Source organism: Allobosea sp. GW823-FHT01F03, assembly GCF_058798075.1.
This window is the reverse complement of the sequence record NZ_CM179505.1, coordinates 843,893-865,801: the sequence shown is the minus strand read 5'-3', so window position 1 is coordinate 865,801 and position 21,909 is coordinate 843,893. Positions and strand designations below refer to the sequence as shown.

The following is a 21,909-nucleotide window of genomic DNA, read 5'->3' as shown; positions in this document are numbered from 1 at the left end:
CGGGTCAGGCGACCGCCATCGCCTCCGGCTTCAATTCCTCGACCGAGGGAATCCGCCCCTCATACCAATAGGCGGCCGCGGCGCGCGACATCGCCGCCCCGTCATGGCCGATGCCCGGCACGGTAAGCAGCGACCAGTTGCAGGTCAGGCCGAGCCGGGCGGCTTCCTTGCTGGCGAAGTCGAGCATGAAATGGGCGCGGGCATAGCGCATCGGCCCCTGGGCCAGCGCCTCGGCCTGGGAAGGCAGGCTGGGATCGCCCGTCACGATGTCCTGATCGCCGGCGAAGATCACCATCGGCAGGGCAAGCCAGCGCGCCAGCTCCGCCTCGCCGAAGCCGAGCCCGCCTAATCCTTCCGGAAAGCGCCGCTCCAGCGTCGGCAGCGTGTACCAGCCGGAATTGGCGGCGAAGACGACCGAGAACGGCGTCTCGGCCTGCGTCGCCAGCAGGCGATGGGCGAACTGGCCGCCGGCGGAATGGCCGAACAGCCTCACCTTGTCGCGCCGGGTGACGCCGGCCTGGCGCAGAGCCGCCAGAACGCGCCCGGGCACTGCGTAGAGCCAGTCGTCCTGCGCGGCGATCGCGCCGTCCTCGCCGACGACGAGACCGTTATTATAGCTCTCGGGCTGCGGGAAATGCGCATTACCGAAGGTCGGCGCGACGATCAGCAGATTATGCTTCTCAGCTGCCTCGATCCAGAAATCGCGATACTCGTCGCCGTTGCGCAGCATGCCGTGCTGGACGAAGACGACCTCGTCATCCGGGCCATGCGCGGCCGGGCGATAGAAATTGACCTCCAGCGGCCGCTGCGGATGGCGCGCATCGGTGAATGGCAGGGTGCTGCGCCCCTGCGGCGGATCGAGCGTGAGCGTAGTCATGCGGCCTTCGGTGTCGTGTGCAGGTGGCAGGCGGCGCTGCGACCTGGGGCGATCTCGGCGAGTTCCGGACGGACCTCGCGGCAGACCGCCATGGCGTGCTCGCAGCGCGGGTGGAAGGGACAGCCCGAGGGCGGCGAAAGCGGCGAGGGCAATTCGCCCTTCAGCGGCTGGAAGCTGCTCTTGCGGCGTTCTGCGGAGGGAATCGCCTTGATCAGCGCCGCGCTGTAGGGGTGCGCCGGCTCGGCGAAAATCGCGGTCGCACTGCCGATCTCGACGATGCGGCCGAGATACATGATCGCGACCCGGTCGCTGATATGGCGGACCAGGCCGAGATCATGGCTGACGAAGAGATAGGTCAGCCCGTGACGCTCGCGCACATCCATGAACAGGTTGATCACCTGCGCCTGGATCGAGACGTCGAGCGCCGAGACCGGCTCGTCGCAGACCAGGAATTCGGGCTTCACCGCCAGCGCGCGGGCAATGCCGATACGCTGGCGCTGGCCGCCGGAGAACTGGTGCGGATAGCGTTCGCGATAGGCGAGATCGAGCCCGACCTCGGTCAGGGCCCGGTCTACCGCGCCGTCGAGCTCGGCCTTCGGCACGAGCTTGTGGACCGAAAGCGCCTCGCCGACGATGCGGTTCACCCGCATGCGCGGGTCGAGTGAGGCATAAGGGTCCTGGAAGACCATCTGCACCTTGAGCAGATAATCGAGCCGGTCCTTGCCCTTCAGCGCCGCGGCCGAGCGGCCCTTGTAGAAGACCTCGCCTTCGGTCGGCGGCAGGATGCCGGTCGCAATCCGCGCCAGCGTCGACTTCCCGCAGCCGGACTCGCCGACGAGGCCGAGCACCTCGCCCTTGCGGACGCTGAGATCGACGCCGTCGACCGCCTTCAGGGTCGAGGGCGGCGCATGCCGGCCGATCGCGGTCAGGACGCGCTCGGCGATGTTGGCCTTGCCGCGGAAGTATTTGCGGACGCCGCGCAGCTCGAACAGGGTCTCGCTCATGCCGCTACCCGGTCAGGTACGGGGTTGTGGCAGCGCAGCGTGCGGCCGTCATGGGCCTGTGGCTGCGGATCGCTTTCGGCGCAGACCGGCAGAGCCCGCTCGCAGCGCGGCCGGAACGGGCAGCCGGAGGGGCGCGAGTCGATGCGCGGCGCCATGCCGTCGATCTGGTGCAGGCGCTCGCCCGGCCGGGTCATCGCGGCCGAGGAGTTGAGCAGGCCGAGCGTATAAGGGTGGCGCGGCCGGTCGAGCACGGTCTCGACATCGCCGATCTCGACGATGCGGCCGGCATACATCACCGCCACGCGGTCGGCGAGCTCGGCGACGACGGCGAGGTCGTGGGTGATCCAGATCACGGCGGCGCCGCTTTCGCGCGAGAGCTTCTGCACCTCGTAGAGGATCTGCGCCTGGATGGTGACGTCGAGCGCGGTGGTCGGCTCGTCGGCGATGATCAGATCGGGGTCGTTCAGCAGCGCGGTCGCGATCGCGACGCGTTGGCGCATGCCGCCGGAGAATTCGTGCGGATACTGCTTGAGACGGGCCTCGGGCGACGAGATGCCGACCCGCGCCAGCGCCTTGGCCGCCTTGGCGAGCGCTTCCTCGCGGCTGCAGGCGCGGTGTTCGAGGATCGCCTCCGCCATCTGCTCGCCGATGCTGAGCACCGGGTTCAGGGTCATCAGCGGGTCCTGGAAGATCATCGCGATCCGGTCGCCGCGGAGCTGGCGCAGCTGCTCCTGGGAGGCGGCGCGCAGATCGGTGCCGTCGAACATGACCTCGCCGGCGACGACCTCGCCCGGCGGGTCGATCAGCTGCACCAGCGAGAAGCCGGTCACCGACTTGCCCGAGCCGGATTCGCCGACGAGGCCGAGCACCTCGCCCTTGGCGACGCTGAAATCGACGCCGTCGACCGCCGGCCAGGCGCCGTCCTGCGCATGGAACACGGTCTTGAGACCGCGCACGGAAAGGAGGGGAGCGTCGGTCATGCGCGCACGTTGAAGCTGCGGCGCAGACGATCGCCGACGAGATTGAGGGACATGATCAAAAGCACCAGCGCGATGCCGGGGAAAACGGCGATCCAGTACTCGCCGGAGAGCAGGAACTCGAAGCCGTTGGCGATCAGCAGGCCGAGCGAGGGCTGCGTCACCGGTACGCCGACGCCGAGGAATGAAAGCGTCGCCTCCAGCGTGATCGCCGAGGCGATGCTGATCGAGGCGACGACCAGCACCGAGCCGACCGAGTTCGGCAAGAGATGGGCCAGCATGATGTGGCGGGTCGGCAGGCCGAAATTCACCGCCGCCTCGATATATTCCTTGCGGCGCTCGACCATGGCCGCAGCCCGCATCAGCCGGGCATATTGCGCCCATTGCACCAGCACGATGGCGAGGATGACCTTGTCGACGCCGCGGCCGATCGAGGCCAGCAGCACGAGCGCGACCAGGATCGAGGGGAAGCCGAGCATGAAGTCGACGATGCGCATGATGAGGGCGTCGATGGTGCCGCCGAACTGCGCCGCGGCGAGCCCGGCCATGATGCCGATAGTGAGCGCGCCGATCGTCGAGGCGAGGCCGACGAGCAGGCTGGTGCGCAGCCCGTAGAGGATGGCGCTCAGCATGTCGCGTCCCTGCGCGTCGCTACCGAGCCAGAAGGTGAAGCCGCTCATGCCCTGCTCACCGGGCGCGAGCCTGTTGTCCATCACGCTGAGCGAGCCGAGATCATGCGGGTTCTGCGGCGCGATCACCGGTGCGAACAGGGCGAGCACCACCATGATGCCGAGCAGGATCATGGCGCCGCGGGTCGTTGGGCGGTTACGCAGCCGGCGCAGCACCTTCTCGCGCAGGGGCGTGTCGGCCTTGGCCGGCCCGGCGAGGCGGGAAGCGTCCATGCTCATGCCTGTTCTCCGGCGAGCTTCACCCGCGGGTCGAGCGCGGCATAGAGCACGTCGACGATGAAATTGACGGTGACGAAGAGCAGGGTCGCGAGCAGGACATAGGCGACGACCACCGGACGATCGAGCTGGTAGACCGAGTCGATCAGCAGTTTGCCCATGCCCGGCCAGGCGAAGACCGTCTCGGTGATGGTCGAAAAGGCCACGAGGCTGCCGAACTCGACGCCGACCACGGTGACCACTGGGATCAGGATGTTGCGCAGCACATGCCGGTTGACGATGCGGCGCGGCCGCACGCCCTTGGCGCGGGCATATTTCACATAGTCCTGGGTCATCGTCTCGGTGGTGCCGGCGGCGACGAGCCGCACGATCAGCGCGAGATTGGGGATGGCGAGATTGAGCGCCGGCAGGGCGATGTGCTGCAGCCCGTCCAGGGTCAGCAGGCTGGTCTGGACGCCGAGGACCGAGACCGTCTCGCCGCGGCCCGCCGTCGGCAGCCAGCCGAGCAGCACGGCGAAGAGCAGGATCAGCATCATGCCCTTCCAGAAGCTCGGCAGCGAGAAGCCGAGCACCGTGCCGGCCATGACGATGCGGGCGCGGCGGCTGTCGGGGTTGAGCCCCGCCATCAGTCCGAGCGGGATGCCGAAGACGAGTGCCAGCGTCATCGCCAGCAGCACGAGCTCGAAGGTCGCCGGCAGGCGGGCCAGGATGAGCTGCACCGCCGGCACGCCATGCACGAAGGAGCGGCCGAGATCGCCCTTCAACGCATTGCCCATGAAGGTCAGGTATTGCTGCCAGACCGGCAGGTCGAGCCCGAGGCGCCGGATCAGCGCCTGCCGCTCGGCATCGCTGACCTGCGGCGAGACCAGAAGCTCGATCGGGTCGCCGATGCCGTAGACGGCGAAGAAGACCACGACCGAGACCGCGAGCAGCACGAGCACGCTCTGGATCAGCCGTTGCAGGACATAGGCGGTCATCTGGAATACTCGACCGTTCGAAAGGTCATTCCGGGCTCGGCGCTGGGCGCCGGCCCGGAATGACGATGTTGCTTGCTGTCGCCAGCGGGCTAAGCACGGCTCACTTCGCCGGCTTCACCGACATGGCGAGGGTGAACTGGTCGGCGCGACCGGTGATCTTGAGATCGGCCTTGCCCGCCCAGATGCCGCTCTCGAAGTGCAGCGGGATGAAGGCGCCGTCGGCGAGGACGATGGTCATCGCCTGCTGCAGCAGTTCCTCGCGCTTCTTGTCGTCGAGCGTCGAGATCGCGGCGCGGATCACCTTGTCGTATTCGTCGTTCTTGTAGCCGCCATAGTTCGAGCCGCCGATCGTCTTGTCCTCGTTCGGGGTCGGCGGCCACTGCCGCAGGAAGGACGAGGCCTCGCCGGTGTTCGAGCCCCAGCCGCCGATCGCGACGCTGAATTCCTTCTTGGCGCGGCGCGGGAAATAGATCGCGCGGGTCATCGCGTCGACCTCGGCCTTGATGCCGATCTGGGTCAGGTACTGGGCGACCGCCTGGGTGATCTGGCTGTCGTTGATGTAGCGGTCATTGGTCGCCGACAATGTCAGCTGGAAGCCGTTGGGATAGCCGGCCTCGGCGAGCAGCTTCTTGGCCGCGGCGGGGTCGTAGGGGATCTTCGCCGGGTTCGACAGCGTGCCGAACATGCCGGTCGGCAGGAACTGGTAGGCCGGCTCGGCGGCACCGTCCATGATGCGCTTGGCGATCGCGTCACGGTCGATGGCGATCGACATCGCCTTGCGCACACGGGCATCCTTCAGCGGGTTCTTGCCGTCGGGCGCCTTGACGAAGGGGCTGTCGTCGCGGGCGACGTCGAGCTGGAAATAGATGATGCGGGTCGAGGGCGTGATGACATGGCTGAAGCGCTTGTCGCCCTTGATGCGGTTGAGGTCGCGCGCCGCCGGGCTTTCGATCACGTCATAATCGCCGGCGAGCAGGCCGGCGAGGCGCGGGCCGGCATTGGTCACCGGCAGGAAGCGCACGCTCTCCCAGGGCTCGGCCGCACCCCAGTAATTGGGGTTGCGCTCGAGCTCGATCGCCGAGCCTCGGACATAGGACTTCAGCTTGTAGGGCCCGGTGCCGATCGCCATCGAGCCGTCGTTGAAGTTGTTGACGGTCGGCCAGGGACCGGTGACGCCGCAATTCTTCTCGACGTCATAGGTGATGTCGCCGTGCTGGACGATCGAGGCGGAGAGGATCGGCAGGCCCGAGAGCAGGGTCGGCAGCAGCGGCTCCGGCGTCTTGGTCTCGATCACCAGCGTGCTGGCGTCGGGGGTCTCGACCTTGGCGAAATTGCCGGTGATGTCGGCGAAGGAACCGGAGACCTTGGTCTCGTTCTTCAGGGTGCGGCAGAAGGTGAAGACCACGTCCTGCGCGCCGAAGGGCTGGCCGTTCGAGAACTTGACGCCCTGGCGGAGCTTGAAGGTCCAGCGGTTCTTGCCGTCATTCTCCCAGGCGGTGGCGAGGCCGGGCTTCAGCGCCTGCTTCTCGTCCTGGAGCACGAGATGGTCGAAGATGTGCAGGGCGAGCGCATTATTGGGGGTGAGGTCGTGATAATGCGGATCGACCGCGGTCGGCTCCGAGGAAAGCGCGACACGCAGGGTCTGCGCCATGGCGGGCGCGCTCAGCATGCTTGCGCCGAGCAGGATGGTCATCAGTGCGCGCTGCCGCATCGGTCCTTCTCCGTTCCCATAGGTGAGCGTTTTTGACAGTTTTATTTTCACGCGGTAGCAAACATGAAAATGATCCGACGTCAATCAGCGGAAAAGCCATGTCACGCGCCCTGAAGCCGACGACGGACCTCGCCAACCGCATTGCCCGGATCTACCCCTCGCTCAGCGAGGGCCATCGCAAGGCGGCGGATTTCGTGCTGCAGAGCCCGCTCGATTCCGCGACGGTGACGATCGAGGGCCTGGCCGAAAAGAGCGGCACCTCGACCGCGACGGTCACCCGCTTCGTCCGGGCGCTGGGCTATCGCAATTACGGCGATTTCCGCGCCGCATTGTCGACGGCACTCAAGGTCGCGCTCGCGCCGGTCGAAGGCCTCGCCGATGCGCGCGCGGCAGCCGGCTCGGTCTTCGCCACCATGGCGACGACGCTGAAGGGCGAGGCCGCCAATCTCGACGAGGCGATCGCGACGCTGGAAGAGGAGACCGTCAACCGCGCCATCGCCCTTCTGCTGAAGGCGCGCCGCATCTTCATCGTCGGCTCCGGCGCAAGCCATCATGTCGGCGCCTTCCTCGAGGACGGGCTGGCGCTCTATCTCGACGCCGACGTGGTCTTCGCCTCCTCGCGCGGCGGGCCGGAGCGCGCCGTGCGCCACATGCTCTCGGCCGGGCCTGAGGATGCCGTCATCGCGATCTCGCTGCCGCGCTATTCGCGCGCAACGCTCGAGCTCGCCAGGTTCGCCAAGAAACGCAACGCCGTGCTGCTCGCCCTCACCGACGGACCGTCATCGCCCTTGGTGCCGCTGGCCGACATGACGCTCTTCGCCCCGGCCCGCAACAGCTTCCTGCCGAACTCGCCAACCGCGGCCTTCGCCGTGGCCGACGCGCTGATCGCGACCCTGGCGCGCGAGCGGCCCGACGCCGTCGAGGCGCTGAAGGGCCTGAGCGAAAGCCTGCTCTGGACCTTCCACTATTAGCGTATCCGTTTCGAGCGCCAGCGCCTTGGCTTCCTGGCACGCTCCGCCGAAATCAATCCGCCGGGCGCTTGTCGCCGAGATGGGAGAGTTCCGCCTGCGCCAGTGCGACCCGTCCTTCGATCGCGCCTTCCTCGGTGCGGATATGGAACTCGACCGGACGTTCCGGCTCGGAGACCAGAAAACTGAACTGCGCTGAAAAAATCCCTTCCTGGCGCGGCCTCAGGCGGGCCTCTCCCAGCAGCTCCGGCCCGAAGGCGGAGATCTTGAACGGCAATCCTGCCGCTTCCTTGGTGAAGCCCACCGTGAGCTTGGCGCGCCAGCGTCCTTCGGAAAGATGGAAATACGGGCCGTAATACAGGACCCGCGAACCCCCTGTGGCATCCACCACGAGCGGAGCCTCTTCGTTTGGCCGATCGCCCGAAAAGAACACCCGATGCGGCCAAATGGATTTCAGCGGAACGCCGGCATCACGCAGATGGGCCGTGGCATTGTCGAGAACGAGAGCGATGATCCCCTTATCCGCTTCCGTCAGCGAAGAGCCGGTCGCGTCCTCCGTCGGGATCGGCCCGAGGGAAGCCAATGTCTCGGCGAAATCCGCGGGAATGGGGCAATCGATGTGATCCGCGATGAGCTGCGTCGCCAACTCGGCCGAGGTCAGGCCGGCGGCGTCGAGGAAGAGCGCCCGCTTCTGCGGCCGGCAGTCACTGATCAGAGCGGCACTGGCACCGACGGTCCGCAAGGCCTCGACCAGTTTCGGCTGCCGGCGCCGCTGAAAGCTGACGGCAGCCAGGCTGTCGGCAGCGAAGACGACAAGGCGCGCCCGAGGTTTCTGCGCCGCCTCGCGCAGCGAGCGCGAAGGAAACTGCGAGCAGACGATCACCTCGGCATCCGGATCCTCGTCGAACTGATCGTAACGATCGACGAGACGCAGCTCAGTCGCAGGCCGCGACGCCTTGACCAAGCGGCGCACAACCTCGAAACCCCAGGCAGAGAAGGCGCTGGGGATGCCCAGAACGATGGTGGTCATGCCCGGAAGGTCACCGGGCGAGAGATAGGTCCGCGTGACGGTTCACAATGTCGCATAGATCGAACAGGCCAGATCGAGATCGTAGAAGACGCGGCCGCGCCCCTGCTTCAGAACCAGCGCCGAGCTGCAGAACTCTCGGGCGAATTCCATCGAATGGATCGCCATGAGCATGGCCCGGTCCTTGCGCTTGACGAGAAGCTCGTCATGGCAGCGTTGCTGGAAGCGCCGGTCGCCGACCAGGATGACCTCGTCGATGAGGTAGCATTCGAAGTCGATGGCCAGGGAGAGCCCGAAGGCCAGGCGTGCCCGCATGCCGTCTGAATAGAAACGCGCTTGCGTGAAGAGCTGGCTGCCCAGCTCGGTGAAATCGGCGACGAACTCGACGGTGTCCTTGAGCGGCGCGCCATACAGGGCGGAAACGAACCGGCAGGCATCGTAGCCGGTCATCTGCCCTTCAAAACCGCCGCCGATGGCCAAGGGCCACGACATGTTCAGGCCGCGATGGATCTTGCCATAGGTCGGCCGCTCGACGCCTGCGAGAATCTTGATCAGGGTCGACTTGCCGGCACCGTTGCGGCCCAGGATCGCCATCCGTTCGCCGGCCCCGACGCTGAACGAGATTCCGTCCAGCACACGTCGGGGACCGTGCTCGGTATGGAATTCCTTCACGATGTCGTCGGCACGCACCACCCGCTCCGCGCCGGCTTCAGGGGCGGTGTCGGGCCGAGACGAAAGGGCGGCAGGCGACGTCATCTCAATGCTCGCGCTGACGAAGATAGTCCCGCAGCGAACGGCATATCGAATAGACCGAGAGGCTGAGCAGGAAAACAATGCCGATCCAGAGCAAGCGCCTCGGCTGGCTCGGATAATCGGCGGCGTGCGGCGCCACGACGCGTTCGAGATAGAGCTGCTGGCGCTGGGATTCGGCCCGGGCGTTTTCCAGCGAGGCGAGCGCGGAGGCGAGCGCGCGGTCCGCGAATTCGCGCTCGAGCACCAGGCGCTCATATTCGGCGATGATCGGGGCCAGCGCCTGGGCCGACCCGCCGATCTGCCGCTTCTCCTCGACGATCTGCTGCTCGACCGCCTGGATGCGGTTGCGCAGATTCGTGATCTGCGGCCCCTGGGGCGAGTTCCGTTGCGCTTCGGCGAGCTGCGCATTGAGCTGCGCGACCTCGAAAGACAGCTTCCCGATCGTTTCCAGGAGGTTCTGGGAGGATTTCGCCGGATCGACTGTCCCCGCGCGCGTCCGGAAGGTCGTGAGTTCCTCGCGCCGCTCGAAGGCACGCGCCTTCGCCGTTTCGACTTCACGCGTGGCGGCCCGGATCGTGTCGGCGCGCGCGCGTTCGTTCAGCCGGTTGATCAGCGCCTCCGATCCCTGGAGCAGGACCTCGGCCATCTTCACCGAATCCTCCGGCCGGAAGCTCTGCACGACCAGCGTGCTGATGCCCGTGCTGCCGTCCGGCTTGATCGAGACGAAATCCAGATAACGCTCGAAGAGCTTTTCTCGCAGATCCCTGGAGAACCATCCGGGGAAGCGCCAGAAGACATCGCCCTCCGGTCGCGACAGGATCGCCCGCAGATCGGCCTTCTGCACGAGCAATTCGACGGCATCGCGCGAGCGTACGAACTCGTGAACGGAACTGGCCTCGTCGGAGGCTCGCTCCCCACCCGTGACCGGGATCATGCCCGTCAGCTGGTCGAGGCCTGCCCGGCTCGGGCTTCTGACCACGAACTGCGCCTCGGAAGTATAGCGGTCAGCGACGATCAGCCCGTAATAAAGCACGGCGAGGAAACAGGGCAGGACGAAGGTTACGAGGATCAGCGCGTGCCGGGACAGCGCAGCCAGCCAACCGGGCAGAGGCTTCTTGGCGGGCAAGCCGACACCGGCCTCGTTGACCCGCAAGGGAACGAGCTCAACATAGTCGGTGGCACTTTCCTGCATTATACCTTGAGACATCGTCGACTTCTGATCCCGACACTTGAGTGCTAGATAGCAGGCCGCCTCTTCGATAGGAATGCCGAACCAATGGTTCCGGACACTCGCGACATCGACCTGACATGAACGCTTCTCTGCGAATCGGCGAGGGGAGCGAGGTCCCGGCATGAGGCAGCGCTTCGAGAAACTCTCTCGGCGGCTGCGTCCGATCGCCCATGTGGCACGGCCGCTCGCCGCCAAGCATTTTCGCCTGCCGCTCCCCGGAACAGATCGCGCTCCCGACGTGGCGCCCGATGCCGAGCTGCGTCCGCGCCCGACCATCCGCCTGAGCTGGAGCAAGGCGGCGTTTCTTCTGTTCGTCGCGCTGCCCACGGCGCTCTCGGCGATTTATTTCGGCCTGATCGCCTCGGACCGGTTCGTGTCCGAATCCACTTTCGTGGTTCGCTCCGCCAAGGCGCCGCTTGCCGGCGGCCTTGGCGGGCTGCTGCAAATCGTCGGCGTCACCCGGTCACAGGACGACAGCTATTCGGTCCAGGAATATCTGCTGTCGCGTGATGCGGTGACTGCGCTCTCGGAGCGCCTGCCCCTGCGCGATATGTTCGATCGCCCCGGCGCAGATTTCGTGGCGCGCTATCCCAATCTGCTGCGCGGCTCGAGCGATGAGGAGCTGTTCCAGCACTACAAATCGTTCGTCAGCGTGCTCCACGGCGCGACGACCGGGCTGACGACCCTGACCGTCGAGGCTTTCCGACCCGAGGATTCGGTCGAGATCAACCGGACATTGCTCAATCTGGGCGAGGCACTGGTCAATCGCATGAACGAGAGAATCCGTGCCGACGCCATCCGCTTCGCCGAAGCCGAGGTCAAACGGGGTGAGGAACGCCTGGTCGAGACGCAGCTCGCGATCACCGAATTCCGGAATCGCGAGCTGATGCTCGACCCATCGCAGAGCTCGCTCGTCATCGCCGCGCTCATCGGCCGCCTGTCGGACGAACTGGCCGCAGTGACGGCTCAGCTGCGGGAGATCGAGGCTTCTTCGCCGAGCTCCCCGCAGATTCCAGGACTGCGGCGCCGGATCGCTGCTCTCGAGGCGCAGATCACACTGGAGCGCCAGCGCGTTTCGAATGCGTCGGACGGCCTGGCGGAAAAGATCGCTGGCTATGAGAGACTCAATCTTCAGCGGGAATTCGCGGTCAAGGCGCTCGCCTCCGCCATGACCAGCCTCGAAGTCGCACGGAACGAAGCGCGTCGCCAGCAGCTCTATCTCGAGCGGGTGGTGGAACCCCGGATCGCCGACTTCGCCGAACAGCCCCGCCGGCTGCGGGGGGTGGTCGTGACCTTCGCCGCAAGCCTCCTGCTGTTCCTGGTCGGCTGGCTGGTGCTCGCCGGCGTGCGCGAACACGCCATCAAGATGAAATAGGCGCCGCGAACCGCCGGCTGCCTCGCCCCTTCACGTTCTGGTAACCATGTTTCCGTTCACCGCGCAGCGCGTAACCGTTTCGCGATGCAAGAAGTCCACACTCCGAAAGGGAATGCGCTCCCTCGGTTTCGTTTTGTTTTCAAAACGGGACAATCAGTGGTAGTCGCCGAGTGGCGTAGGAGACGAGATCTGTGCGGGTAGGCCTATTCGTGTTTCTGTCCGCCATGACTTTGGCGGGTTGCTCCAATCTCCCTGCCAGTGGTCCGTCCACTTCAGATATCGTGTCCCCATCGGCCGAGAACGCGAACTTCAACTTCGAGCTGATCGATCTCACTCCGGCCTCGCTCGCCGCGCTGAACAGCCGGGCGGTCGACAGCTTCAGCGGCAGCTTCGGCGATCGCAGCGGGGCGGTCGAGACCCGGATCGGGATCGGCGACTTCGTCGCGGTGACGATCTGGGAGGCTGGAGCAGGCGGCCTCTTCTCGGCGCCTCTGACCACGGATCGCTTCTCGCCCGGTTCGCGGACCGCCACGATCCCGGAGCAGGCCGTCGCCCGTGACGGGACGATTTCGGTGCCCTACGCCGGACGCGTCAAAGTGGCCGGCAAAACGGCGGCAGAGGTCCAGAGCACGATCGAGGAACGCCTCGCCGGCAAGGCGATCCAGCCGCAGATCCTGGTCACGGTCAGCCGGCCGGTCAGCAGCACGGTGGCGGTCACCGGCGAAGTGGCGACGGGCGGGCGCATCCCTCTTTCCAACCGGGGCGATCGCATTCTCGACGTCATCGCCGCAGCCGGCGGCATCCGCGCGCCCGTCAACGAGACCGAGATCCGTCTCATGCGCGGCTCGCGTTCCGTCGCGGTTCCGATGATGACCGTCGTCAACAACCCGCGCGAGAACATCTATCTGCGTGGCGGCGATACCCTGACGCTGGTCCGGAACCCGAGAACCTTCATCGCCGCCGGCGCGACCGGACGCAACACCGATATTCCGTTCGACGCCGACGCCATGAACCTGGCACAGGCGATCGCCAAGTCCGGCGGCCTTCTCGACTTCCGCGCGGACCCGGAAGGCGTGTTCCTGTATCGCTTCGAATCCGCCGAACTGCTGCGCCGGATCAAGCCGGACAGCCCGCTCCTCGGTCGTGGCGGGCGGATTCCGGTGGTCTATCGCGTGAACCTGCGCGACCCCAACGGATTGTTCATCGCCCAGGGGCTGCGCGTGCAGAGGGGCGACATCCTCTATGTCTCGAATGCGCCGCTGACGGATCTGCAGAAGGCCTTCTCCGTCTTCCAGAGCCTGTCCTCGCCGGTGGTTCAAGGCGCCAGTGTCGCGGGCCGCTTCTACTAGGCGCGCATTCTCGCAATCGAGGCGCCGACAGGGTCCAAGCCCCGCAAATGGGGCCGCCCCTCCCGCCGAACCGGACGAATAATGGCGTGAACCACCTCAGGAGGCTGGAAGAAGAGGCGATCTTCCTGCTGCGGGAGACGGCCGCTCTCTTCCAGCGGCCGGTGATGCTGTATTCGATCGGCAAGGATTCGACGGTTCTCGCCCATCTGGCGGCCAAGGCCTTCTGGCCGGCCAGGCCGCCATTTCCGCTGCTGCACGTCGACACGACGTGGAAGTTCCGCGATATGATCGCTTTTCGCGACCGGCTCGCACGGGCGTTGGGCTACGAGCTCAGGGTGCATGTCAACCGCGAGGGGCTGGAGCGCGGCGTCTCGCCCTTCTCCGCCGATGCGAACGCCTATACCCGCGTCATGAAGACCGAGGCGCTCAAGCAGGCCCTCGTGCAGGCAGGCTTCGACGTGGCGATAGGAGGCGCGCGCCGGGACGAGGAGAAGAGCCGCGCCAAGGAGCGCGTCTTCTCGCTGCGCAGCCCCGGACATGGCTGGGAACCGCGCAGCCAGAGACCGGAATTCTGGCGCCTTGTGAACCCGCATCTGCGGCCGGGCGAGACGATGCGGGTCTTTCCGCTGTCGAACTGGAGCGAGCGGGACGTCTGGCGCTACACCCTGGCGGAAGGCATTCCGATCGTGCCGCTCTATCTGGCACGCCCGCGCCCGGTGGTCGACCGAGGCGGCTCGCTCATCGTCGTGGATGACGAGCGCTTTCCGTTGCAGCCCGGCGAGGTCGCGGAGCTGCGATCCGTCCGCTTTCGCTCGCTCGGCTGCTATCCGCTCAGCGCGGCAGTCGAATCCGAAGCCGCTACCGTGGCGGAGGTCGTGGCCGAGCTGGAAGCCACCACCACCTCGGAACGCCATGGCCGGCTGATCGACGGCACCGGCGCGGCGTCCATGGAAGCGAAGAAGCGGGAGGGCTATTTTTGAACCCCGTTTCAGCAACCTATCGCGCGGTCTTCGGCGAGACCGAACGGGAGGCACCACCCGAGCGTCCGCCAGCATTGCGCATCCTGGCGTGCGGCGCCGTGGATGACGGCAAGTCCACCCTCATCGGGCGCCTCCTCCATGAGGCCGGAGCCGTCCCCGACGACCAACTGGCAGCCCTCGAGGCCGATTCGCGCCGTTACGGCACCCGGCAAGGCGAGATCGACTATTCGCTGCTGACCGATGGCCTGGCGGCCGAGCGCGAGCGCAACATCACCATCGATGTCGCCTATCGCTACATGTCGACCCCCCGGCGCGATTTCATCATCGCCGACACACCCGGCCACGAACAATACACCGCCAACATGGCGACCGGCGCTTCGCAATGCGAGGTCGGTATCATTCTGGCCGACGCCGTCCGCGGATTGCGGACGCAGACCTTCCGGCACGCAGCGATCTGCGGCATGCTCGGCATCCGGCACATCGTCCTGGCCGTGAACAAGATGGATGCCGTCGGGTTCGAGGCGGATAGCCTGGACCGGATCGTCGAGAGCTTCGCCCCGGTCGCGAAGCATCTCGATCTCGAGGTCGTCGCCATTCCGGTCTCCGCGCGCCTGGGCGACAATGTCGTGACCGCCAGCCCCTCCATGCCCTGGTATCGAGGGCCGACACTCCTCGACCATCTCGAACGCCTCGTGATCGAAAGGCCGAAGCCGGTCGGCGACCTGCGCCTGCCGATCCAGGGCGTCTGGCGCACGGCCGGGGGCGAGCGCCTCTATGCGGGGACCATCGCCGCCGGGACGCTGTCCTCAGGCGCGCGGGTCAGGACCGCCATAGGCGGCACTGAAGCCACCATACGGGAACTGATCGGGGCGGACGGACCGGTCGAGCGGGCCGGGCCGGGAGAGGCCGTCGCCGTCACGCTGACACCGGAGATCGACCTCGGCCGCGGCGACCTGCTGCATGCCGGCGGCGATGCGCCGGCATGCGCGAACCACTTTGCGGCACATGTGGTCTGGTTCGGCGAGCGGGCGCTGTTCGCCGGCCGCGACTACGAACTGCGCCTCGGCACCCTGACCTCCCCGGTGACCGTGACGGCGATCCGGGGCAAGCTCGACATCGTCGGCGGCGCCTTGGTGGCGGGCACGCAGATCGAACGCGACGAGATCGCGATCTGCCACCTCGCGACGCCCGGAATGATCGCATTCGACAGCTATTCCCGCTGTCCGGCCACCGGCGGGTTCCTGCTGGTCGACCGCGTCAGCGGCGAGACCGTCGCAGCCGGAATGGTGCGGAACGCGCTTGAGCGCGGCAGCAATCTGTTCGCGCAGAAGTTGACGGTCGATCGGCAGGCGCGCGAGAGCCTGCTGGGCCAGAAGGGCGCGGTCCTCTGGTTCACCGGCCTGTCCGGCGCCGGCAAGTCGACGATAGCAGACGCCGTCGAGCGCCGGCTGCATGCGCGGCGCAAGCTGACGATCCTGCTCGACGGCGACAATATCCGCCTGGGGCTCAATCGCGACCTCGGCTTCGCCGAAGGCGACCGCGTCGAAAACCTGCGTCGCGTCGCGGAAGTCGCCAAGCTCATGGTCGATGCCGGCTTGATCGTGCTGTGCGGCTTCATATCCCCCTTCGCGGCCGACCGGGCCATGGTGCGCGAGCGCCTCGCCGGCTGTCCCTTCCTGGAGGTCTTCATCGATGCTCCCCTCGAAATCTGCGAGCACAGGGATCCAAAGGGCCTCTACGCAAAGGCGCGCCGCGGCGAGATCCGCAACTTCACCGGCATCGACTCCGTCTATGAGCGGCCCATCGCTCCGGATCTTCACCTTGACAGCAGCCGATACGAGGTCGACGAACTGGCCGATCGCGTCGTGAGATCGTTGATCGAACGGGGTATCGCCACCTAGAGCACGTTCCGATAAGAGTGCACATGCAGTCGGATCGGCAAAACGTTCTCTATCAATAGTTTAGAAGCGTATTCACGGTCGGGTCGTTGTGGCGTGACCGGATCCGGCTCAGGCGCGCCGCGGTGCGCATCGATGTCCGGTCGGAATGGACGGGTTGATGAACAAGACGCATATCGCGGAGCATCCGCACATGCAGGCGCAGATCCTGCCCGGAAGCATCCTGTCCCTGGATGAACTGCGGGGGCCCGACCGTTACCGAGTCGAATGCGTCTGCCGCGCGGCGACGCAAAGCGTCTATCTGGGCGAGCATACCGTGCTGTCGCGGGTCCTGGGACGCTACAAGGCGTTTCTCGACACGCGGGATCGCGGCTTTGCCGCGCATGTCATGCTCGACGGCTATTGGGAGATGTGGCTGACGCAGTTCATCGCCCGCCTGGTCGCGCCCGGGATGCATGTCGCCGATGTCGGCGCGAATTTCGGCTACTACTCGCTGCTGATGGCCGATCTGATCGGGCCGACGGGCCGTCTCCTGGCCGTCGAGCCCAACCCTCCCGTCGTCGAGATGCTGAAGCGAACGCTCGAGCTCAACGGCTTCGCCGGCCGCAGCACCATCGCGGCTGCGGCTGCCGGCGCGGGCGACGGACAGGGATGCCTGTTCGTCCCGGCCGGCGAACCGAAGAATGCCACCCTCGTCGGCGTGGCGGATCGGCACGACGACGCCTCGCTGGTCGCCGTGCCGATCCGCAGCCTCGACGCGCTTTTCGCCGGCTTCCCCCGCATCGATTTTCTGAAGATCGACGCGGAAGGGGCGGAGGAGGACATCGCGCTCGGGCTGGGTCGGACCATCGAACGCTGGCGGCCGCGAATCATCCTCGAATTCAACCCGGGGCGCTGCCGGGATCCCCGAGGCCTGCTCGCGCGGCTGCGCGGCCCTTATCCGGCGCTGCGATGCCTTGGCTACGATGCGCAAGTCACGCCCGTCACGGATGAGGAATTGCTCGACCCGGGCAACCAGGAAGATCGCCTGCTCTATTTGGACGGCGCCGCCTGAACCGGATCGATGATGGGATTGCGACCGTGGCGCTGCTGAACGACTTCCTCCGCCTCTTCGGTCTGGTGGTGGCTGCCGTCGTGCTGGTGATGCTGCTCACCGGCCTCTTCTTCGAGGTCATGAATCGTCGGCATCCCGAACGCCGCATCCAGAACGACCGTGTCAACCGGCGCAAATGGAAGGAACTGCGGCAGGCCCCGATCTCGATCCTGACGCTGTCGGCCTGCTTCGCCTTCGGCCTGTTCGCACAGGAACAGGGCTGGTCTCTCACCCCGCTCGAACTCGGCTGGTGGTCCGGGCCGCTGACGCTGCTGCTCTCGGTCGTTCTCTACGATGCGTGGTTCTACTGGGTCCACCGGCTGCTCCACGGCCGCGTCTTCTATCGTTTTCACGCGCTCCACCATAAGAGCGTGGCGCCGACCGTGTGGAGCAATCATCACGAAAGCTTCGTCGAGGCGCTGCTCAACCAGGCCTATTACGCGATCATCGTCTTCATCCTGCCGATCCCGTGGCAGATGCTCGTGCTGCAGAAGCTCTACGATCAGATCAGCGGCATGCTCGGGCATGCCGGCTTCGAGCATTTTGCCTCGCCCGCCGGGCGTTCGCCCTGGCCGCTCGCCAGCACCGTGTTTCATGACCAGCATCACGGCACGTTCCGCTTCAACTACGGCCACACCTTCTCGCTGTGGGACCGCTGGATGGGCACGCTGCATCCGCGCTACGACGACACGCTGAAGAGCTTCGAGCCGTCCGGCGGCGAGGCGGCGGAGCCAGCCCCACCTACGCCTTCGGAGCGTCGCTGATCGTCGGAGGAGGCAGTTCGCGGGAATCGTCTTCCTTCCGATAGCGCTGCGCGAGGTAGACGACTCCGCCCTCGCTCAGTTCCCGGTAGAGAATCGAGCCCTGCGAGCCCGCGAACTCGCTGATGAAGCCGCGCATGAAGCGGATCTTGCCGATGCGAGCCCGCTTGCGCTGCTCGGCTGCGTCGAGCGCGGTGATGACGCCCTGCGAGAGGTCGGTCTCGCCGCGCAGGACCAGCCCTGGCACCGCCAGCTGCTGCCGCAGCAGTGGGAGTGTCGCCCTGCCGCGCATGTCGGCGAAACTGAACCAGCCGCCGGGAGCCAGGACGCGGGCCGCCTCCCGCGCGAAGGCCGCCACATCCCCATAGCAATGCGAGGACTCGATGTTGATCACCACGTCGAAGGCGCCGTCTGCGAAAGGCAGCTTCTCGGCGTCGCCGATCTCGAAGGCCAGCCTCGGCGTGTCGCGATTTAGACGGCGGGCGAGAGCGACCGTCGCGGGAGAATAATCGAGCCCGATGACGGAATCCGGCTCGCAATAGCGGGCGATGTAGCGCGCCCCGCCCCCGCGTCCCGAGCCGATCTCGAGCACGCGCGCGCCCTTCATCGGCAATCCGGCGACCGCCTGCGCATAGAGCCCGATGAAGGGCCGGTCCGCCTCGTCCTCCTGCTCCAGCGGAATGCCGGGCGCGGGCGGCAGGAAGCCGTAGTTCATGAAACGCCAGTCGTCGTCGCGCCAGCGCCGGGACAGGATGTTGTAGAGGCCGCGCCACAGCCATTTGCGGGTCTTGGGGAAGGCACCCCGGTCGATGGCTTCCAGCAGGCCGGAGAAGGCTTGGCTCGCCATGTCCGATGCTCAGGAGGCCGAATGCGGCGAAGCGCCGGGCGCGGGCGGGAGATTGGCGGCCAGCCAGTCGCGCCCCTTGCGCATCAGCTCCTGGTCATCGCTGTTGCGCGGGTCGAAACCCGGCAGGTAGTAGCGCAGCACGTTCGGCAAGCAGCGCCGCCAATAGCCGGGATAGACCATCGTCACCCAGAAGAAGCGCAGCCAGAAGCGAAACCCGGTCTTCACCCCATCCGTCTTCGCATAGATCGGGACGTTGCGCAGGAAGAGCACGAGGAAGGGAAACAGCGTCCCGTTCATCCCGAGGACGCGGACAAAATAGCGCTGCCAGCTCGACATTTCCGGGGTCGCCGCCTTGAGCACGTCCAGCGCCACGGCCTTGTGCTCGAGTTCCTCCAGCGCATGCCACATCCACAGCCGCCGATAGGCCGGCGCGGCCTTGTCCATCAGCTCCGGATGGCGCAAGGTCAGCGTCGACAGCGTCGCCGTCATGTGCTCGATCGCGCAGGTGATCGACAGCCGGTGCAGCGGGTTCTTGACGATGTCGAACCCCCGACGGATCGGCGCCTCCATCTTCTCGACGTCGTAGCCGAGCCTGGCCATGGCGCGGTTGTATTCCTCGTGCTCGCGCGTGTGATAGGCCTCCTGCACGGAGTAGCCGTTGATCTCGGCCGCGAGCTCGCGGTCCTGCAGCTTCGGCCCGTAATGCTTCAGCGAGCGGATGAAGAAGCGCTCGCCCTCGGGCAGGAAGATCGAGAGCCCGTCGATCAGCACCGTCTTGATGATGTCGTCCTCGAGCCAATGGCGCTGGGCGTTGTCGAGGATACCGAACCGGATGTCGCGCGGGATGATGTCTTCGGCATTCGCCATGTGCTGGCCGCCGGCCGCGTTCGGAGCATGTGCCATCAGCTCTGGTCCATCCCGGTGGGTCCCCTGCCGCATCGGTTCGTCGGCAGGCGACTACCTATCGTCAACAGCGCAACCCGTCGAGGCTGCATCGCACGGCAATGGCGGAGCCAGACGCAAAACCCCGCCCGCACGCGCAAACGGACCGGCAGCAGCCTAGGGGGCTGTCGCGCCAGCGAGGTGCTCGGCGAACTGCGCAATCGTCGGATAATCCTGCGTGACGCCCGGATAGAGCTCGACGCCGTATTCCTGCTCGACCTCCAGGACGAAATGGACGGCGGCGGCCGAATCGAGCCCCAGGCTGGCGAAGCTCGTCATCGGCGCGATGCCGGCCTCGTCGATCTCCAACATGGCGGCGAGCCGGGCGGTACAGAAGCGTTCGATCTCGGAAGTGGGTGGCATGGCGATCCGTCGGGTGGGGAGCGAGAGCAATTTCAAGCGAAGCGGAACGCCCGTATCAGGCGGGGATGGTTTCCCCTGGCCGCTCGGGCAGATTCCATCGTTCGAGCGTTCCTTCCGACAAGCGGCGCCGGGTCAGATCGCGCTGGACCTTGCCGCTCGTGGTCTTCGGCAGCGAGCCGGTCCGGATCAGAACGATCCGGTCGGCGGCAACGTCGTGATTGTTCACCACCGCCGCCTGGATCGCCGCGACCACCTCCGCCTCGACGACGGCGTGGCGCCGGCTGCGCTCGATTTCCTGGACGACGACGATGCGCTCGATGCCATGCTCGTCCGTGATGGTGAAGGCCGCGCCATGATCCCGCCGCAGGGCAGGATGGCTCGCCGCGACCGTGGCCTCGATGTCCTGCGGGTAATGGTTGACGCCGCGGATGATCATGACGTCCTTGATCCGGCCGACGACATAGAGTTCGCCAGCTTCGTCGAGATGGCCGAGATCGCCGGTCCTGAGCCAGTCGCCATTGTCCTCGGCACCTGTCCCCGCCCGCCGTGGCCGGGCCTCGAAAATCCGCTCGCTCTCTTCCGGACGCAGCCAATAGCCGTCGGCGACGCTGTCGGCCCGGATCCAGATCTCGCCGATCCGGCCCGGCTGCACCGGATGCAGCGTGTCCGGGTCGACGATGGCGATGGACAGCCCGGTCATCGGCGAGCCGCAGCTGACGATTCTCTGGCAGTCGCCCTCCCCCTCCGGCGAGGCAATTTGCGCGGCCTTCAGCGCCCGGGCGCTGACCTCGCGCGTCCGGGGCAGGCTGCCCCGCTCCGCGGCGCTCACCAGCAATGTCGCCTCTGCCAGCCCGTAGGCCGGCCGCATCGCTTCGGGCGCGAAGCCATAGGCGGCGAAGGTGGCGCTGAACCGTTCCAGCGTCGCCGCACGCACCGGCTCGGCGCCGTTGAGCGCGATCTTCCATCCGCCGAGGTCGATGCCCTCCATCTGCTCGGGCCGGAAACGGTCGACGCAGAGATCGAAGGCGAAATTCGGCGCCGCAGCGACCTCGGCACGATACTCGTGAATGGCCCTCAGCCAGTTGAGCGGGCGATGCATGAACCCCGATGGCGTCATGAGAACGCAAGGCGCGCCGAGATAGATCGGCTGCAGCAGGTTCATGATCAGGCCGAGATCGTGATAGAGCGGAATCCAGCTCACATGCGCCGAGCCCGCATGGTTCCCCAGACGCTGCCGCATCATCTCCAGATTGGCGAGGAGATTGCGATGGCTGACCATGACCCCCTTCGGGGCGGAGGTGGAACCCGAAGTGTATTGCAGGAAGGCGAGGCCCGTCGGGTTGCTCCGGAGTTCTCCGGCCTGGTTCGGCCGGGATGCCAGGGCGACCGGGAGATGGCGGATGCCGCGCGCGGCCAGGCGCTCGCGCAGCAGGCCGCGCGGATCAGGATCCGATGCCGGGCTCAGCGCCAGGCGCGGCGCGCAGTCGGCGATGATGGCAGCGCTGGCATCATGGTTCGCATTGCGGCGCGGCGGCATCATCGGCACCGCCGCCACCCCGGCGATCAGGCAGGCGAAATAGGCGACGACGAATTCGAGGCAGGACGGAAAGACCAGCAGGGCGCGGTCGCCCGGCACCGTCTCGGCCGCGAGCTGCCGGGCCAGATGCGCCGCCTGCGCGTAGAGCTCAGCGAAGCTCAGTCTCGAAGGCTCACCCGGGCGGTCGGAATAGACCGTCACGGCGGCGATGTCCGGCCTCGTCATGGCCTGATGTTGCAAGACCTCTGCCAGGGACGAAAAATGACTCATAGCGATCCATCTGTGGAACGAGCGCCGTCAGCGATCTTCGAATAGTATACTGCCGTCTTCTCTG

At 66.4% G+C, this 21,909-nt stretch carries 20 protein-coding genes; 7 read left to right on the top strand and 13 right to left on the bottom strand.

Annotated features, from left to right (window positions below; all coding sequences use genetic code 11):
* Nucleotides 1-4: 4 nt before the first annotated feature.
* The 6 genes from AC3RCC_RS03995 to AC3RCC_RS03970 all read right to left on the bottom strand — a co-directional run bounded on the left by AC3RCC_RS03995 (nt 5) and on the right by AC3RCC_RS03970 (nt 6,451).
* A complete protein-coding gene (locus tag AC3RCC_RS03995; protein WP_291638039.1) occupies nt 5-877 on the bottom strand; it encodes an alpha/beta hydrolase family protein in 873 nt (290 codons plus the stop codon).
* A complete protein-coding gene (locus AC3RCC_RS03990) occupies nt 874-1,881 on the bottom strand; it encodes an ABC transporter ATP-binding protein (RefSeq protein WP_492257664.1) in 1,008 nt (335 codons plus the stop codon). The genes AC3RCC_RS03995 and AC3RCC_RS03990 overlap by 4 nt, the downstream gene beginning before the upstream one ends.
* A complete protein-coding gene (locus AC3RCC_RS03985; RefSeq protein ID WP_492257663.1) occupies nt 1,878-2,861 on the bottom strand; it encodes an ABC transporter ATP-binding protein in 984 nt (327 codons plus the stop codon). The genes AC3RCC_RS03990 and AC3RCC_RS03985 overlap by 4 nt, the downstream gene beginning before the upstream one ends.
* Nucleotides 2,858-3,760 carry an ABC transporter permease gene (locus tag AC3RCC_RS03980; protein ID WP_465247503.1) on the bottom strand — a complete coding sequence of 301 codons (903 nt, stop codon included), beginning with the start codon at nt 3,758-3,760 and terminating at the stop codon, nt 2,858-2,860. The genes AC3RCC_RS03985 and AC3RCC_RS03980 overlap by 4 nt, the downstream gene beginning before the upstream one ends.
* A gap of 2 nt (nt 3,761-3,762) precedes the next feature.
* On the bottom strand, nt 3,763-4,740 hold the full coding sequence (locus tag AC3RCC_RS03975; protein WP_291638035.1) for an ABC transporter permease: 978 nt from the start codon (nt 4,738-4,740) through the stop codon (nt 3,763-3,765).
* A gap of 100 nt (nt 4,741-4,840) precedes the next feature.
* Nucleotides 4,841-6,451: an ABC transporter substrate-binding protein gene (locus AC3RCC_RS03970; protein ID WP_492257662.1), complete on the bottom strand. Its 1,611-nt coding sequence runs from the start codon at nt 6,449-6,451 to the stop codon at nt 4,841-4,843.
* A gap of 98 nt (nt 6,452-6,549) precedes the next feature.
* On the opposite strand from AC3RCC_RS03970, the gene AC3RCC_RS03965 reads away from it, so the two are divergent.
* Entirely contained in the window at nt 6,550-7,422 is an 873-nt protein-coding gene (locus AC3RCC_RS03965; RefSeq protein ID WP_291649020.1) for a MurR/RpiR family transcriptional regulator, read from the top strand.
* 52 nt (nt 7,423-7,474) lie between these two features.
* Here the strand turns inward: AC3RCC_RS03965 and AC3RCC_RS03960 are convergent, their stop codons facing one another.
* From AC3RCC_RS03960 to AC3RCC_RS03950, 3 genes are read right to left on the bottom strand one after another with little or no spacing between them, the layout of a single operon-like run.
* The gene (locus AC3RCC_RS03960) at nt 7,475-8,449 is read right to left on the bottom strand and encodes a hypothetical protein (RefSeq protein WP_291649019.1); all 975 of its coding nucleotides are present in this window, start codon (nt 8,447-8,449) and stop codon (nt 7,475-7,477) included.
* 42 nt (nt 8,450-8,491) lie between these two features.
* Nucleotides 8,492-9,202 (bottom strand): ABC transporter ATP-binding protein, encoded by a 711-nt coding sequence (locus AC3RCC_RS03955; protein WP_291649018.1) that lies wholly within the window; start codon nt 9,200-9,202, stop codon nt 8,492-8,494.
* Nucleotide 9,203: 1 nt separating this feature from the next.
* The gene (locus AC3RCC_RS03950; RefSeq protein WP_492257661.1) at nt 9,204-10,553 is read right to left on the bottom strand and encodes a KpsE/RkpR family capsule polysaccharide export protein; all 1,350 of its coding nucleotides are present in this window, start codon (nt 10,551-10,553) and stop codon (nt 9,204-9,206) included.
* 49 nt (nt 10,554-10,602) lie between these two features.
* Between AC3RCC_RS03950 and AC3RCC_RS03945 the strand changes: the two genes are divergently transcribed.
* From AC3RCC_RS03945 to AC3RCC_RS03920, 6 genes are all read left to right on the top strand, one after another.
* Complete coding sequence (locus AC3RCC_RS03945; RefSeq protein WP_492257660.1) at nt 10,603-11,805, top strand: KpsE/RkpR family capsule polysaccharide export protein; 1,203 nt, start codon at nt 10,603-10,605, stop codon at nt 11,803-11,805.
* Nucleotides 11,806-12,029: 224 nt separating this feature from the next.
* Complete coding sequence (locus AC3RCC_RS03940) at nt 12,030-13,154, top strand: polysaccharide biosynthesis/export family protein (protein ID WP_492258744.1); 1,125 nt, start codon at nt 12,030-12,032, stop codon at nt 13,152-13,154.
* A gap of 47 nt (nt 13,155-13,201) precedes the next feature.
* Nucleotides 13,202-14,134 carry a sulfate adenylyltransferase subunit CysD gene (cysD, locus tag AC3RCC_RS03935; protein WP_492257659.1) on the top strand — a complete coding sequence of 311 codons (933 nt, stop codon included), beginning with the start codon at nt 13,202-13,204 and terminating at the stop codon, nt 14,132-14,134.
* A complete protein-coding gene (gene cysC, locus AC3RCC_RS03930; RefSeq protein ID WP_492257658.1) occupies nt 14,131-16,035 on the top strand; it encodes an adenylyl-sulfate kinase in 1,905 nt (634 codons plus the stop codon). Before cysD ends, cysC begins: the two co-directional genes overlap by 4 nt.
* A gap of 157 nt (nt 16,036-16,192) precedes the next feature.
* Nucleotides 16,193-17,086 carry an FkbM family methyltransferase gene (locus AC3RCC_RS03925; RefSeq protein WP_492257657.1) on the top strand — a complete coding sequence of 298 codons (894 nt, stop codon included), beginning with the start codon at nt 16,193-16,195 and terminating at the stop codon, nt 17,084-17,086.
* 26 nt (nt 17,087-17,112) lie between these two features.
* Nucleotides 17,113-17,889 carry a sterol desaturase family protein gene (locus AC3RCC_RS03920; protein ID WP_492257656.1) on the top strand — a complete coding sequence of 259 codons (777 nt, stop codon included), beginning with the start codon at nt 17,113-17,115 and terminating at the stop codon, nt 17,887-17,889.
* Here AC3RCC_RS03920 and AC3RCC_RS03915 read toward each other — a convergent pair.
* From AC3RCC_RS03915 to AC3RCC_RS03900, 4 genes are all read right to left on the bottom strand, one after another.
* Nucleotides 17,867-18,733, bottom strand: coding sequence for a class I SAM-dependent methyltransferase (locus AC3RCC_RS03915; RefSeq protein ID WP_492257655.1), 867 nt, complete (start codon nt 18,731-18,733; stop codon nt 17,867-17,869). The genes AC3RCC_RS03920 and AC3RCC_RS03915 overlap by 23 nt on opposite strands.
* Before the next feature lie 9 nt (nt 18,734-18,742).
* Nucleotides 18,743-19,636: a metal-dependent hydrolase gene (locus AC3RCC_RS03910; RefSeq protein ID WP_492257654.1), complete on the bottom strand. Its 894-nt coding sequence runs from the start codon at nt 19,634-19,636 to the stop codon at nt 18,743-18,745.
* 156 nt (nt 19,637-19,792) lie between these two features.
* Nucleotides 19,793-20,038 (bottom strand): acyl carrier protein, encoded by a 246-nt coding sequence (locus tag AC3RCC_RS03905; protein ID WP_492257653.1) that lies wholly within the window; start codon nt 20,036-20,038, stop codon nt 19,793-19,795.
* A gap of 55 nt (nt 20,039-20,093) precedes the next feature.
* The gene (locus tag AC3RCC_RS03900) at nt 20,094-21,800 is read right to left on the bottom strand and encodes a fatty acyl-AMP ligase (protein WP_492257652.1); all 1,707 of its coding nucleotides are present in this window, start codon (nt 21,798-21,800) and stop codon (nt 20,094-20,096) included.
* Nucleotides 21,801-21,909: the final 109 nt, after the last annotated feature.